General features: G+C 61.2%; 16 protein-coding genes. 11 read left to right on the top strand and 5 right to left on the bottom strand.

Features of this window, described 5'->3' with window-relative positions:
• The 4 genes from ACR0KM_RS02165 to fsa all read right to left on the bottom strand — a co-directional run bounded on the left by ACR0KM_RS02165 (window position 1) and on the right by fsa (window position 3,234).
• Entirely contained in the window at window positions 1–696 is a 696-nt protein-coding gene (locus ACR0KM_RS02165) for a CDP-alcohol phosphatidyltransferase family protein (protein ID WP_480819342.1), read from the bottom strand.
• A 64-nt stretch (window positions 697–760) separates the two neighbouring features.
• Entirely contained in the window at window positions 761–1,681 is a 921-nt protein-coding gene (locus tag ACR0KM_RS02160) for a tyrosine recombinase XerC (protein WP_480856849.1), read from the bottom strand.
• The gene (locus ACR0KM_RS02155) at window positions 1,678–2,385 is read right to left on the bottom strand and encodes a DUF484 family protein (protein ID WP_480856851.1); all 708 of its coding nucleotides are present in this window, start codon (window positions 2,383–2,385) and stop codon (window positions 1,678–1,680) included. Before ACR0KM_RS02155 ends, ACR0KM_RS02160 begins: the two co-directional genes overlap by 4 nt.
• Window positions 2,386–2,580: 195 nt before the next feature.
• Window positions 2,581–3,234, bottom strand: coding sequence for a fructose-6-phosphate aldolase (gene fsa / locus ACR0KM_RS02150; RefSeq protein ID WP_170404077.1), 654 nt, complete (start codon window positions 3,232–3,234; stop codon window positions 2,581–2,583).
• 88 nt (window positions 3,235–3,322) lie between these two features.
• Here fsa and ACR0KM_RS02145 point away from each other — a divergent pair, with 88 nt between their 5' ends.
• The 4 genes from ACR0KM_RS02145 to ACR0KM_RS02130 all read left to right on the top strand — a co-directional run bounded on the left by ACR0KM_RS02145 (window position 3,323) and on the right by ACR0KM_RS02130 (window position 8,219).
• A complete protein-coding gene (locus ACR0KM_RS02145; RefSeq protein ID WP_480856852.1) occupies window positions 3,323–5,518 on the top strand; it encodes a primosomal protein N' in 2,196 nt (731 codons plus the stop codon).
• A 79-nt stretch (window positions 5,519–5,597) separates the two neighbouring features.
• Window positions 5,598–6,830, top strand: a complete 1,233-nt coding sequence (locus ACR0KM_RS02140; RefSeq protein WP_480819346.1) for an MFS transporter — start codon at window positions 5,598–5,600, stop codon at window positions 6,828–6,830.
• 66 nt (window positions 6,831–6,896) lie between these two features.
• Complete coding sequence (locus tag ACR0KM_RS02135) at window positions 6,897–7,769, top strand: 50S ribosomal protein L11 methyltransferase (RefSeq protein WP_480856854.1); 873 nt, start codon at window positions 6,897–6,899, stop codon at window positions 7,767–7,769.
• A 105-nt stretch (window positions 7,770–7,874) separates the two neighbouring features.
• Window positions 7,875–8,219, top strand: a complete 345-nt coding sequence (locus ACR0KM_RS02130) for a hypothetical protein (protein WP_480856856.1) — start codon at window positions 7,875–7,877, stop codon at window positions 8,217–8,219.
• 110 nt (window positions 8,220–8,329) lie between these two features.
• Here the strand turns inward: ACR0KM_RS02130 and ACR0KM_RS02125 are convergent, their stop codons facing one another.
• Window positions 8,330–8,545: a DUF1127 domain-containing protein gene (locus ACR0KM_RS02125; RefSeq protein ID WP_480856857.1), complete on the bottom strand. Its 216-nt coding sequence runs from the start codon at window positions 8,543–8,545 to the stop codon at window positions 8,330–8,332.
• A 333-nt stretch (window positions 8,546–8,878) separates the two neighbouring features.
• On the opposite strand from ACR0KM_RS02125, the gene ruvC reads away from it, so the two are divergent.
• From ruvC to tolR, 7 genes are all read left to right on the top strand, one after another.
• Entirely contained in the window at window positions 8,879–9,376 is a 498-nt protein-coding gene (ruvC, locus tag ACR0KM_RS02120) for a crossover junction endodeoxyribonuclease RuvC (protein ID WP_480528401.1), read from the top strand.
• A complete protein-coding gene (ruvA, locus tag ACR0KM_RS02115; RefSeq protein ID WP_480528402.1) occupies window positions 9,373–10,047 on the top strand; it encodes a Holliday junction branch migration protein RuvA in 675 nt (224 codons plus the stop codon). The genes ruvC and ruvA overlap by 4 nt, the downstream gene beginning before the upstream one ends.
• 4 nt (window positions 10,048–10,051) lie before the next feature.
• Window positions 10,052–11,071: a Holliday junction branch migration DNA helicase RuvB gene (gene ruvB / locus ACR0KM_RS02110; RefSeq protein ID WP_480702675.1), complete on the top strand. Its 1,020-nt coding sequence runs from the start codon at window positions 10,052–10,054 to the stop codon at window positions 11,069–11,071.
• A gap of 63 nt (window positions 11,072–11,134) precedes the next feature.
• Window positions 11,135–11,758, top strand: coding sequence for a hypothetical protein (locus tag ACR0KM_RS02105; protein ID WP_480856861.1), 624 nt, complete (start codon window positions 11,135–11,137; stop codon window positions 11,756–11,758).
• On the top strand, window positions 11,755–12,138 hold the full coding sequence (gene ybgC, locus ACR0KM_RS02100) for a tol-pal system-associated acyl-CoA thioesterase (protein ID WP_480856862.1): 384 nt from the start codon (window positions 11,755–11,757) through the stop codon (window positions 12,136–12,138). The genes ACR0KM_RS02105 and ybgC overlap by 4 nt, the downstream gene beginning before the upstream one ends.
• A 105-nt stretch (window positions 12,139–12,243) precedes the next feature.
• Complete coding sequence (tolQ, locus tag ACR0KM_RS02095; RefSeq protein WP_480819353.1) at window positions 12,244–12,939, top strand: protein TolQ; 696 nt, start codon at window positions 12,244–12,246, stop codon at window positions 12,937–12,939.
• Window positions 12,940–12,942: 3 nt separating this feature from the next.
• Window positions 12,943–13,413, top strand: a complete 471-nt coding sequence (gene tolR, locus ACR0KM_RS02090) for a protein TolR (RefSeq protein ID WP_480528407.1) — start codon at window positions 12,943–12,945, stop codon at window positions 13,411–13,413.
• Window positions 13,414–13,416 lie beyond the last annotated feature (3 nt).

Below are 13,416 nucleotides of genomic sequence, written 5' to 3'. Positions count from 1 at the left end.
TCAGGCTTTGCGCGGCGGGATGACCTGCTGCGCGATGCCTGCGAAGACCAAGTAAAGGCTGGTGACCACAAGGCCCCAATGGGCCCAGCTTTCGGGGTGGAAGTCGACCCATGCGGCCCAGCCTGCAAAGAAGGTCCAGGCGAAGGCCATGGGCAGGGTGAGGGGGCGCCAGCGCTCGGTCCGGACGGGGTGTACGAATTTCAGCGGCAGGAACATCGCCAGTGACAGCAGTGTCACCAGCATCAGGATGACCCAGAAATTCGGCTCGAGCGCGAAGATCACGATCACGAACATGTTCCAGCAGCCGGGAAAGCCCGAAAAAGAGTTGTCCTTGGTCTTCATGCGCGTATCGGCAAAATACATCGCGCTTGCGAAGGTGATGACGATGATCGCGAACCATCCGGTCCAGCCATCCATCAGGCCTGATTTGAACAGCGCAAATGCCGGGATGAAAACATAGGTCAGGTAGTCGATGATCAGGTCCAGAAGCACACCGTCAAACTCGGGCGCGTTTTTCTTGACGTGGTAGTGACGGGCCAGCGGCCCGTCGATCCCGTCGACGATGAAGGAGACCACCAGCCAGAGATACATCAGGCTCCATTTCTCTTCGACGGCGGCCAGCATGGCCAGCATCGCAAAAACGGCGCCAGTGGCGGTGAAGAGATGAACGGAAAGTGCTTTGAATCTGAGTGTCATGGGCGTGTCATGACTGATGCCCGGCGCAGATGCAAAGCAAAAAGCGCGGCGTGGGGATTTTGCCTCAGGCCTTGGGGTGGGCGCGGTTGTAGACCTCCATCAGACGGGCGGTGTCCACGGCGGTGTAGGTCTGGGTGGTCGAGAGCGACGCGTGCCCCAGCAGCTCCTGAATCGCGCGCAGATCGCCCCCGGCGGACAGCAGATGCGTGGCAAAGCTGTGGCGCAGGGCGTGGGGAGTGGCTGTGGCGGGCAGGCCGAGTTGCATGCGGGCTTTGGCCATAACGCTTTGGATCATACCCGGATTAAGGGCGCCACCGCGTACACCACGGAACATCGGGCGCTCGGGCGATTGCGGGTGGGGGCAGAGCTGCAGATACCGGTCCACGGCTGCGCGGGCGGCTGGAATAACGGGGACGATCCGCTCTTTTCCGCCTTTGCCCAGAATGCGCAGGGTGTCCGGCAAGGGCGCGTCTTTGCCGGTGAGCGAGAGCGCCTCGGAGATACGCAAACCGCAGCCGTAGAGCAGCGTCACCACCGCCACATCCCGCGCCGCGACCCAGTCCGAGGACGATTGCATTTCGACCGTTTCGATCATGGCGCGCGCGGCGTCTTCGGCCAGCGGACGGGGGAGTTTCTTGGTGAATTTGGGCGCGCGGGTGGACAGGACGGCGGTGGGCTCGAACCCTTCGCGTTCGGCGAGCCAGCGGTAGAAGGTTTTAACCGCCGAAAGCTTGCGCGCCAACGACCGTGCGCCGACGTCGGAATTGCGCTGATCGGCCATCCAGGCCCGCATGTCCGAGATGGTTATGCGTTCCAGTGCGGCCAGCCCCTGCCGTTCGCTATGGTGCAGGGTCATGAACGACAGGAACTCGGTCACGTCGCTGCGATAAGCGTTCAGGGTGTTCTCGGACCGGCCCGCCAGTGCGCGCAAACTGTCCAGCCAGTGCTGCAATGCGTCGCGACAGGCTGGAGAAATCAGGCTCACGACAGCCAGTGGCGCATGGAGCGTTCGAAGACACCCGCAAAGAAGGCAAGAAGATCGGTGCCTAACTGCGGCGTAAAGTGCCGCGGATCGCGCGCGCCCATGACGATCATACCCGGCAGGCGGCCTGCGCCGAGGTCCAGCTTGAGGCAGGCCTCGGACCGCAGGTCATCGGCTTGGGCGCCATAGACCTGAGGGTTGGGGCGGGTGATTTCGCGTAGCGTGACCTCGCGCGTTGAGCCGCTGCGGTCGGTGTTGAGGTAGTTGTCGATAAAGCCGGGCTCGACCACGGTGAGTACGCCACCCAACTGGCTGACGGCGGGGTCATCCTGAACCACGGTCGTTTCCAGCACCAGCGTGATGTGATCGACGCGGAGGATTTCGGCAACGTCATTGCCGAGGGCGCGCAGGAAGTCCTCGAATACCGTGGGTTCCAGCAGGCGCAGAATGGCGCGGTGGACCTGATTGGTGCCTGCGAGGTTTTCGTAGGCGGCGGCGATGACCGAGCGGTGGGTGTCTTCCAGCCGGTCCAGCCGTTGTTCCAGCCGCTGCATGGCGATGCCGCGCAGGTCGATCACGTTGTCGCCGCGGGCCTGTTCGTTGGCGGCCACAAGGGCCTGCATCAGGTCCTTGTCGTCCAGCACGGCGTCTGGCTCGGCCAGAATCGCCGCACGAAGGTTGTCTTTTAGCTTGGGGTCGCTGCTCATGTCCCGTCCGGTCGTTTTTTGTTTTGCGGGCTTATACCACGCCTTGCCGGATTTGCCTTGGGAAAAATGCACGTGAAAGGCGAATTTCGCCTGTGATGTGGCAGGGGCTCCCGCCGGTCAGGCGCTGATCAAAGATCAGCTTTGCCCGTTGGGCCGGGCGCGGTACCTGACGGCACCGCGCGGCAGCGTATTGGATCAGAGGATTTTCTGACCGGTCTTGGCCCAGTCGGCCAGAAAGGTTTCCAGGCCTTTATCGGTCAGCGGGTGGTCTGCCAGTTTCTTGATCACGGCAGGGGGTGCGGTGATCACGTCCGCGCCGATGCGGGCGCTGTCGGTCACGTGGTTCACCGAACGGATCGACGCGGCAAGGATTTCCGTTTCGAACCCGTAATTGTCATAGACCTGACGGATATCGGCGATCAGGTCCATGCCGTCGAGGTTGATGTCATCCAGACGTCCGATGAAGGGCGAGATGAAGGTCGCGCCCGCCTTGGCGGCCAGAATCGCCTGATTGGTCGAGAAGCACAGGGTCACGTTGACCATCTGGCCTTCGTCGCTGAGCGTTTTGCAGGTTTTCAGGCCGGCCCATGTTAGCGGCACTTTGACCGCGATATTCGGCGCGATTTTCGCCAGTTTGCGGCCTTCGGCAATCATGTCGTCGGCTTCGGTCGCGACCACTTCGGCAGATACGGGGCCGTCGACCAGATCGCAGATTTCTTTGGTGACTTCCAGAATGTCGCGACCCGATTTCAGGATCAGCGAAGGGTTGGTGGTGACGCCGTCCACCATGCCCAGATCGTTCAGTTCGGCGATGGCGTCGATCTCGGCTGTGTCTACGAAGAATTTCATGAGGGCAGTCCTTTGATGGGTTGGCCTTGGTCGCGGATGGCTTTACCCCAATAAGACCCATGCTGGAACCCCCTGCGAAGGATATACCGTGAGCGCTAACGGATTTTTCGACGAAGGAGAGCTGGTGGCGGTGTTGACCGCGCAGCCTCTGGACCGGACGCTGGATTACAAAGCGCCCGAAGGCGGGTGCTTTCTGGGCGCGTATGTCGAGGTGCCCTTGGGCCCGCGCAAGGTGCTGGGTGTGGTCTGGGGTCCGGGGCAGGGTGGTTTTGATCTGAGCAAGGCGCGGTCGGTGATCCGGGTGCTTGAGGTCGCACCGATGCGGGAAGAGATGCGGCTGTTTCTGGGCAAAGTGGCGGATTATACCCTGACGCCGATGCCTGCGATGCTGCGGTTGGCGACCCGCGCGCCGGGGTTGGGCGATCCGCCGTCGATGCGGAAAATCTACCGTTTGGGCGGCGCTGAACCGGACCGGATGACGGATGCCCGGACACGCGTGCTGGAGGTTTTGCGTAACTATGGCGGCTTGGCCTTTACGTTGAAAGAACTGGCCGAGCAGGCGGGCGTGACATCGTCTGTGGTCAAGGGTTTGGTGAAACAGGGCGCCGTTCGCGAGGAAGACAGCCCGCGTGATCTGCCCTATCCGCATCTTGATCCCGATCTGCCGGGGAAAGCGCTGACCGAGGATCAGGCGGCTGCCGTTACGCGGCTACAGGCGGGGCAGCGGACCGGGGATTATGGAACGACGCTGCTGAAAGGCGTGACGGGTTCGGGCAAGACCGAGGTTTATCTGGAGGCGGTGGCCGAAGCCCTGCGCATGGGGCGGCAGGCGCTGGTTCTGCTACCCGAGATTGCGCTGACCGCAGAATTTCTGACACGGGTCGAGGCGCGGTTCGGTGCACGCCCGGCGGAATGGCACTCGGGTGCAACCATGACCGAGCGCCGCCGGGTCTGGCGGATGGTCGGGCAGGGGGATGCGCAGCTGGTTGTGGGGGCTCGGTCGGCGTTATTCCTACCGTTCCGCGATCTGGGGCTGGTGGTTGTGGATGAGGAACACGACACCTCGTACAAACAAGAAGACGGGGTGCATTACAGCGCGCGGGATATGGCGGTGCTGCGGTCCTCGATCTGCGGGGCGCGGGTGATTTTGGCCAGCGCGACCCCCTCGCTGGAAAGCTGGGCGAATGCCGAGGCCGGGAAGTATGAACGGCTCGATCTGACGGCTCGGTTCGGGGCGGCGGTCCTGCCCGAGATGAAGCCCATCGATATGCGGGCCGAGCAAATGCAGCCGGGGACGTGGATTTCTCCGTCGCTGCGACAGGCGGTCCGACAGCGGATTGAACGCGGGGAACAGTCGCTGCTGTTTATCAACCGCCGTGGGTATGCTCCGGTGACGCTGTGCCGGGCTTGTGGGGAACAGATCGCTTGCGACCATTGCGACGCGCGGATGGTCGAGCACCGGTTCCTCAAGCGCCTGATGTGTCACCAATGCGGTGAAACCAAGCCGATGCCCGACACCTGCCCGTCCTGTGGCGTCGAAGGCAAGCTGGCCCCGGTCGGGCCGGGGATCGAACGGCTGGCGGAAGAGGCCGAGGCGACTTTCCCAGAGGCCAAGATCGCGATGCTGAGTTCTGACCTGTTTGGCTCGGCACGCGCGCTGAAAGCGAAGATTGAAGAGATTGCCGAGGGCGATGCAGACATCGTTATCGGTACGCAACTGGTGGCCAAGGGGCATAACTTTCCCAAGCTGACCCTTGTGGGCGTGATCGACGCGGACCTCAGTCTGCATGGGGCTGACCTGCGGGCGGCAGAGCGGACCTTCCAATTGATGCGGCAGGTTGCGGGCCGGGCCGGGCGTGCAGACAAGCCGGGTCAAGCACTGCTGCAAACTTTCCAACCTGAGCATCCCGTGATCCGCGCCATTCTGTCAGGCGATGAGGAGGGGTTCTGGAAGGCCGAAGCCGCCGGACGCCAAGCCGCTGGCGTGCCGCCTTACGGGCGGATGGCGGGGATCGTCTTGTCTGGTCCCGAGGTTGGTTCGGTCTTTGATATCGGCAATGCGATGGCGCGCAACGACGATCCTTTGCGCCAGATCGGCGCTCAGGTCTTTGGTCCCGCGCCTGCGCCCATCGCACGCATCCGGGGGCGCCATCGCGTGCGCCTGCTGGTCAAAGCCCCCAAGGGCGCGCCGATACAGGACGCCATCGCGCGCTGGATTGCCCCGCTGCGGCTGAAGGGCGATATCCGCCTGACCGTCGATATAGACCCGCAGAGTTTCTACTGACCTCTGCGCAGGCGCAGACCGGATGTGCGCGCCACCATCCCCCCTCGCCAAACCGGCGAAATGGGCGTAGAGGAAACCTATGCTGAACCCCATGCCGCTTTCCGAGGCGCAGAGCCTTCCGTTCTGGCGCCGCCCCATGACGCTTCTGTTCATGATGGCCTTGATGATGCCAATTGCGTTCAACGGTTGGAGTGCGCTGCTGAACAATTTCGTCATCGAGGTGGCGAACTTCGACGGGGCAGATATCGGCCTGCTGCACACGGTGCGCGAGATACCCGGGTTTCTGGCCGTTGGCGTCATCGCGGTAATCATCTTCATCCGCGAGCAGGTTCTGGCGATGATCTCGCTGATGATGCTGGGGGTGGCAACTGCGATCACGGCGTGGTTTCCAAGCCTCGGTGGGTTGCTGTTCGTCACCTTGTTCAGTTCGATCGGCTTCCACTACTTCGAAACGGTCAACCAATCGCTGCAATTGCAATGGCTGCCCAAGGATCGGGCGCCGCAGGTGCTGGGCTGGCTGGTCGCCATGGGCTCGGCAGCTACGGCGGTGGTTTATGGGCTGATCGTACTGACATGGGACCGGTTCGATCTGTCCTATAACTTTGTTTTCATGGCCGCAGGCGGTGTGACAGCTCTGCTGGCGCTGTTCTGTCTGTTTGCCTATCCGCAATTCGATGCGCCGACGCCGCAGACCAAGAAGCTGATCCTGCGCAAACGCTATTGGCTGTATTATGCGTTGCAGTTCATGGCCGGGGCGCGGCGACAGATATTTGTCGTCTTCGCGGGGTTCATGATGGTCGAGAAATTCGGCTTTGAAGTACACGAGCTGACCAGCCTCTATCTGATCAACCTGATGATCAACATGATGGCGGCCCCGCTTTTGGGCAAAGCGGTGGCACGGTTTGGCGAACGCCGCACCCTGATCTTCGAATACGCAGGTCTCGCCATCGTTTTTGCGGCCTATGGTGGCATCTACTGGTTCGGATGGGGCGTGCTGCTGGCCGCGATCCTGTATGTAATCGACCATGTGCTGTTCGCGCTGGCGCTGGCGTTGAAGACCTATTTCCAGAAGATCGCCGACCCCGCGGATATTGCGCCGACGGCTGCTGTGGCTTTCACCATCAACCATATCGCCGCCGTGTTCCTGCCTGCGCTGCTGGGCCTGTTGTGGGTGGTGTCGCCGGGTGCGGTCTTTGGACTGGCAGCGGCCATGGCGCTGATTTCGCTCGCCCTGTCGCTGCTGATCCCGCGCCATCCAGAACCGGGGAATGAAACCACGCTGTCGAAATACGCCCCGGCCCCTGCGGAATAACGTCCTGCGCTTGACCTTATCGGTCGGTGGCCCTAGGCGCAGGGTCAGCAGTTACAGGAGGCCGCGATGCCCACATTCACAGCGCTGACCACTCTGACCGGTAAGAAAGCCGCCGAAGGTCTGGGCGAAGCCATGGAACGGCTGGAGCCTGAACCGACCGGTGTCGGCGTATTCGAGGTCGAGGACGGCTCGGGCCTGTGGGAAGTAGGCGGCTATTTCACCGAGGCTCCTGACGCGGGCGCGCTGGCGCTGCTGGCCGCTGCGTTCGAAGCCAAGCCTTTTGTGGTCTCGGAACTGCCCGAAACCGATTGGGTTGCCCATGTGCGGCGTGAACTCGCACCGGTCGAGGCCGGACGGTTCTTTGTCTACGGCAGCCACGATGCCGACAAACTGCCTCAAGGCCGCATCCCGCTGCTGATCGAGGCCGCTATGGCCTTTGGCACCGGCCATCACGGCACGACGCTGGGGTGTCTAAAGGCGCTGGATTATCTTTTGGATCAGGGCTTCTCGGCCTCCAAGGTTGCCGATATCGGCTGTGGCACCGCGGTTTTGGCGATGGCGGCTGCTCGGGTCTGGGACGGAGATATCATCGCCAGCGATATCGATCAGGTCGCCGTCGATGTCGCCGAGGCCAACCTGAAAGCAAATGGCATGGCCGGGCAGGTCCATTGCATCGAGGCCGCCGGTTTCGATCACCCTGACCTGAATGCGCATGCGCCATACGATCTGATCTTTGCCAACATCCTCAAAGGGCCGCTGGTGGCTCTGGCGCCCGAAATCGGGGCGAATCTGCGTGCCGGGGGGCAGGCGATCCTGTCGGGAATCCTCAATGAGCAGGCCGATGACGTAATCTTGGTTTATATACAAAACGGGTTCAATCTGGTCCGTAGGGGCGAGATTGGTGAGTGGACGACGCTAATCTTAAGCAAACAGGGCTAAATCGAGGCCATTTACGGGAGTTTTGTGGTTTTTTGCCACGTTTTTGGCACATTCTCTACGTAACGTCACTGGATGCAATCGGGGGGCGGTTTTTCGGAGGCTGCCATGATGGGAAAACAACTGGAATTCGATCAGCGCGTCACGCGTCTGAACAAAAAACACCAGAAACTCAGCCGAGGCTATCGGGCCACGATGCGCTCGGACGGGTTGGTGGTGATGAAACCGCAGCGGATGCGCTCGGCTATTCCGGCCAAGGTTCTGCTTCTTTGCCTGCTGGGCTTTTTCGGCTTCAAGGCGGTTCTGCTGGCGCATCTGGGGCCTTCGGCCTATGACAACCGTGTTGACAGCCTGAATCAGGGCACGCCTGTCGAACAGGCCGGCGCGTGGATCATGCAGGCTGACCCGGTAACCGAGTTCTTTGCGATCCAACTGAACAAATACCTGTTCTAGGAATCGTCAGCACGTTTACACAAAAAAACACCGCGGACCGTCGGGTCGCGCGGTGTTTCTTTATACCCCACAGGGAGGAGGGTGGGGTGTGTGAGTGGTGGCCCGTGGTCTTAACTACGGCGACCTTCGGCGAAGACGTCGATGTCGCCGCGGCACATGCCGATATCATCCAGTTCGCGGTCGCTCAGACCGTTCAGCGCATTGCGGGTCATGCGGGCGTCGTTCCATTCAACAACGATATTCACGATCGATGCGAACACTGCGCCAATACGGCCAACGAGACCGAACGAGCCAGTGGTAATGCGGGTGGTGTCCAGTGCAGCCATATCCTGTTTCCTTCTGGTTTGTGTTAAACTCTGAACTTGCGATCTGACGGGCATCTAGAGATGTGTACCGCCCCATACAAGCGTAGAAATTGCATGTGTCCTATGCGTTTTCTGCAATGCTCGAATTCGCTAAAAACCCTTTAAATCGTTGATTAATTTCCGTTTAGGAAAGCGTCGAAAACAGGCAGACCTCTGTCGCAAACAGGCCGCGATGCAGTGAGCGCGACATGAATGTCGTTTTCAGACCGGACGTCGATTTTCTTGGAAAATGTTCATGCTTCGTGCTAATCGATGAAAAAAGATCACATAAACCCGAGCAGGCCGAAGCAAAACATGCGAATTCTGGGCATTGATCCGGGTCTCAGGACCTTGGGATGGGGCGTCATCGAATCAACCGGCAGCCGCCTGAGCCATGTGGCCAACGGCCTTTGCAAATCCGATGGCGACGATCTGGGTGAGCGGCTGTTGTCGCTGCACAATCAGATTGTCGAGGTGATCGCCGAACATCAGCCCGATCAGGCCGCCATTGAACAGACCTTTGTCAACAAGGATGGCGCGGGCACGCTGAAGCTGGGGCAGGCGCGCGGTGTGGCGCTGCTGACGCTGGCGCAGGCCGGTCTGCCGGTGGGGGAATATGCCCCCAATCGGGTCAAGAAAACCGTGGTGGGCGTCGGGCATGCCGAGAAAGAGCAGGTCTTGCACATGGTCAAGCTGCAACTGCCCGGCTGTTCACCCAAAGGCGCGGACGCGGCGGATGCGCTGGCGATTGCGATTTGTCATTCCTATTATGGGGCCGCTCCGCAGGCGCGGATGAAAGAGGTGCGCGCATGATTGGCAAACTCACCGGACGGCTGGACTATCGCGCTGCGGATCACGTTCTGATCGACGTGCGCGGGGTGGGCTACATCGTCTATTGCTCGGACCGGACTATGGCGGCGCTGCCGGGTGTGGGTGAGGCGGTCTCAATCTACACCGATATGGTGGTGCGTGAAGATCTTATGCAGCTCTATGGATTCCTGTCGCTGGTCGAGAAGGAATGGCATCGCCTGCTGTGTTCCGTGCAGGGCGTTGGGGCCAAGGTGTCGCTGGCCATTCTCAGCGCGCTGGGACCGGATGGCGTGAGCCGCGCAATTGCTTTGGGCGATTGGGGCGCGGTGAAGGCCGCCAAAGGGGTCGGGCCCAAGACGGCGCAGCGCATTGTGCTGGACCTCAAGGACAAGGCCCCCGGCGTGATGGCCATGGGCGGCACCGTGACCGAAGCGATGGATGGGCCAGCGCTGGAGGTGGTTGAGGCCGAACCTGCGCCTGCGCCGCGGCGTGCGCCGAAACCGGCCTCGGGTGCGGCGGCGGCTTCGGCCGGGGCATTGTCGGCGCTGGGCAATCTGGGCTATGGCCCGTCGGATGCGGCCTCGGCGGTGGCTGAGGCGGCGGCCAGCCTGCCCGACGCGGGCGAGGCTGATCTGATCCGCGCCGCGTTGAAACTGCTGGCTCCGAAAGGGTGACCCGATGGTAGACGCTGATCCCACCCTGCGCCCCGAGCCGATGCCTGAGGACAATGACCGCGCCCTGCGCCCGCAGGGGCTGGATGAGTTCATTGGTCAGGCCGAAGCGCGTGCGAACTTGCGCATCTTTATCCAATCGGCCCGGCAGCGGGGTGAGGCGATGGATCATACGCTGTTCCATGGCCCTCCGGGGTTGGGCAAGACCACGCTGGCGCAGATTATGGCACGCGAATTGGGGGTAAATTTCCGCATGACCTCGGGGCCGGTTCTGGCCAAGGCAGGTGATCTGGCGGCAATCCTGACCAATCTGGAATCGCGTGATGTGTTGTTTATCGATGAAATTCACCGCCTGAACCCTGCGGTCGAAGAAGTGCTTTATCCGGCGATGGAGGATTTTGAGCTGGATCTGGTGATCGGTGAAGGCCCCGCCGCGCGGACGGTGCGGATTGAGTTGCAGCCCTTTACGTTGGTCGGGGCCACCACGCGCATGGGTCTGCTGACCACACCGCTGCGCGACCGGTTCGGCATTCCGACGCGGTTGCAGTTCTATACGGTCGATGAGTTGCACGAGATCGTTACCCGCAACGCCCGCAAGCTGGGTGCTCCGGCGGATGATGAAGGCGCGCGCGAGATTGCGCGGCGGTCACGCGGCACGCCTCGGATCGCGGGGCGGTTGCTGCGGCGGGTGGTGGATTTTGCCATTGTCGAGGGCGACGGACGGATCACCCGCGAATTGGCCGATGGCGCGCTGACCCGGCTGGGCGTCGATAATCTGGGGCTGGACGGGGCCGACCGACGCTATCTGAAGCTGATCGCCGAGAACTATGCGGGTGGGCCTGTGGGGATTGAAACCCTGTCGGCGGCCTTGTCCGAAAGCCGGGATTCGCTGGAGGAGGTGATTGAGCCCTATCTGTTACAGCAAGGCCTGATCCAACGGACACCGCGCGGGCGGATGCTGGCGCAGAAGGCGTGGACGCATTTGGGGATGGCCGCCCCCAAGGGGCAGAGCGATCTGTTTGGTTGATACCGCGCGCTTTAGATTTTATGCCTCCGGCGGGAGTATTTTTGAAAAGATGAAGGGGCGGGCGTGACTCCGGATCAGATTGAGGCGCTGTTTACCCGCGAGAGCGGAGAGTTTCTGTTTGCGCGCTGGGGGCGGCCCATTGTGCCAATTGTGTTTGGGGTTGAGGATGAGACTCTGGCCACCGTTAAAGGGGCGTTTGAGGCAGTTGTGACATTGGCGGGCCATAAGATGGCCGAAACCGATCCCGAACTGGGTGCCAATTGCATGGTCTTCTTCTTCCGCGACTGGCAGGAGTTGCTAGAGGTCCCTGATCTGGATCGTTTGATCCCTGATCTGGCCCCGCTGGTCGAACGGCTGGTCGCGGCTGACGCAAATCAGTACCGTATTTTCCGCTTCGAAGAAGACGGGGCCATCCGGGCGGCTTTTGTATTCCTGCGGATGGACAAGGAATTGTCCAGGGTTCCGGCAGAGACATTGGCGCTGAGCCAGGTGGTGCAAACGATTCTGTTGTGGTCGGATACCGCTTTTCGCAGCCAATCGCCGTTGGCCATTGCCGGAGAGGCGACGATTCTGCGGCCCGATATTGCCGCCTTGATCCGAGCCGCCTACGATCCTGTCTTGCCGGGGGCCGCGCAGGACCGCTCGCATGCGTTGCGCCTGTTTGCCAGATTGGAGCTGCCGCAATGAAACACCTTTATCCCGTTCGCGTGTATTATGAAGACACCGATATGGGCGGGGTGGTTTATCACGCAAACTATCTGAAATTCATCGAACGCGCCCGGTCTGATTGGGTGCGCAAGCTGGGCAATGATCAGAACGCGATGCGCGATGCAGGCATTGTATGGGTCGTGCGGCGGATCGAGGCGGATTATCTGGCCGCTGCTCGATTCGAAGATGAATTGGTGGTCGAGACCGAGATGACCTCGCTGTCGGGCGCGCGGCTGACGATGTCTCAGCTGGTCAAACGCGGTGAGACCGAGGTTTTTCGGGCCGAGGTGACTGCTGTGTGCATGAATGCCGAAGGCAAGCCGGTGCGTCTTCCGGCAGAGATTCGCGCATTGATGTAACAATTTCGCCCCTCGGGGTGGTTCTGTTGGCTTTTCACGTCCATCTGCGTTAGCGTTTGGCAAAACAAGGCCAAATGGCCATCAGTCAAAACAAAGAGCAGGTTCATGGAAGCTGAAACTCTGGCGCTGGCGCAGGAGATCGATTTCTCCATGTGGGGGCTGTATGCCCGCGCGACCTTTATCGTCAAACTGGTGATGCTGATGCTGATCGCCGCGTCGATCTGGTCATGGGGCATTATCATCCAGAAGCTGATCAATTACCGGGCCGCGCGACGCGAGGCACAGGTATTTGACGAAAGCTTCTGGTCCGGAAACCCTCTGGATGAGTTGTTCGAACAGATCGGAACGCAGCCCGATGGCAGTTCCGAAAAGATTTTTGCGGCGGGCATGATCGAGTGGCGACGCTCGCACCGGACGGATGGCGGGCTGATTGCGGGGGCGACTGCGCGGATTGACCGGTCGATGGATGTGGCCATCGCGAAAGAGGCCGAAGGGCTGCAAAAGGGGCTGCCCATTCTGGCGACCGTGGGTTCGACAGCCCCGTTTATCGGCTTGTTCGGTACTGTCTGGGGCATTATGAATGCGTTTATCGAGATTGCCGAGCAGCAGAACACCAACCTTGCCGTTGTGGCCCCCGGCATCGCCGAGGCGCTGCTGGCCACGGGTCTGGGCCTGCTGGCTGCGATCCCGGCGGTGATTTTCTACAACAAGCTCAGCGCGGATAGTGACCGGATCGTTGGCGGGTATGAGGCCTTTGCCGACGAATTCGCCACCATCCTGTCGCGTCAGTTGGATAGCTGAGCGATGGGTGCGGCGGTTCAGCAAAGCTCGGGCGGGAATGGGCGCAGGCGTGGGCGGCGGCGCGGCCGCGCGCAGCCTATGGCCGAGATCAACGTGACACCTTTTGTGGACGTGATGCTGGTGCTGTTGATCATTTTCATGGTGGCTGCCCCGTTGCTGACGGTCGGTGTGCCGGTGGACCTGCCCAAGACCGCCGCCAGTGCTTTGCCCGGTGATAATGAGGAACCGCTGACCGTGACCCTGACCGCCGATGGCCGGGTTCAAATCCAGACCACGGACGTTCAGCGCGAAGAGTTGATTGGCCGCCTGCGCGCCATTGCGGCAGAACGCAGCAGTGACCGTGTATTCCTGCGCGCCGATGGGGCCATTCCTTATGCGCAGGTGATGCAGGTTATGGGCGCGCTGAACGCGGGCGGGTTTTCCAATGTGGGCCTTGTGACCGATACCGGCGGGCCGACGCTGGATGATGGGTAAGAG

This window comes from Ruegeria sp. G10 (assembly GCF_056533645.1).
This window is presented reverse-complemented; position numbering and strand designations above follow the sequence as displayed.

What these genes read in the sequence shown, in the direction of transcription:
- ACR0KM_RS02140 (WP_480819346.1), top strand. Translation starts at nt 5,598, where the DNA reads ATGCTGAACCCCATGCCGCTTTCCGAGGCGCAGAGCCTTCCGTTCTGG.
- ACR0KM_RS02155 (WP_480856851.1), bottom strand. Translation starts at nt 2,385, where the DNA reads ATGAGCAGCGACCCCAAGCTAAAAGACAACCTTCGTGCGGCGATTCTG.
- ybgC (WP_480856862.1), top strand. Translation starts at nt 11,755, where the DNA reads ATGAAACACCTTTATCCCGTTCGCGTGTATTATGAAGACACCGATATG.
- ACR0KM_RS02135 (WP_480856854.1), top strand. Translation starts at nt 6,897, where the DNA reads ATGCCCACATTCACAGCGCTGACCACTCTGACCGGTAAGAAAGCCGCC.
- ACR0KM_RS02130 (WP_480856856.1), top strand. Translation starts at nt 7,875, where the DNA reads ATGATGGGAAAACAACTGGAATTCGATCAGCGCGTCACGCGTCTGAAC.
- ruvA (WP_480528402.1), top strand. Translation starts at nt 9,373, where the DNA reads ATGATTGGCAAACTCACCGGACGGCTGGACTATCGCGCTGCGGATCAC.
- ACR0KM_RS02165 (WP_480819342.1), bottom strand. Translation starts at nt 696, where the DNA reads ATGACACTCAGATTCAAAGCACTTTCCGTTCATCTCTTCACCGCCACT.
- ruvB (WP_480702675.1), top strand. Translation starts at nt 10,052, where the DNA reads ATGGTAGACGCTGATCCCACCCTGCGCCCCGAGCCGATGCCTGAGGAC.
- ruvC (WP_480528401.1), top strand. Translation starts at nt 8,879, where the DNA reads ATGCGAATTCTGGGCATTGATCCGGGTCTCAGGACCTTGGGATGGGGC.
- tolQ (WP_480819353.1), top strand. Translation starts at nt 12,244, where the DNA reads ATGGAAGCTGAAACTCTGGCGCTGGCGCAGGAGATCGATTTCTCCATG.
- ACR0KM_RS02125 (WP_480856857.1), bottom strand. Translation starts at nt 8,545, where the DNA reads ATGGCTGCACTGGACACCACCCGCATTACCACTGGCTCGTTCGGTCTC.
- tolR (WP_480528407.1), top strand. Translation starts at nt 12,943, where the DNA reads ATGGGTGCGGCGGTTCAGCAAAGCTCGGGCGGGAATGGGCGCAGGCGT.
- fsa (WP_170404077.1), bottom strand. Translation starts at nt 3,234, where the DNA reads ATGAAATTCTTCGTAGACACAGCCGAGATCGACGCCATCGCCGAACTG.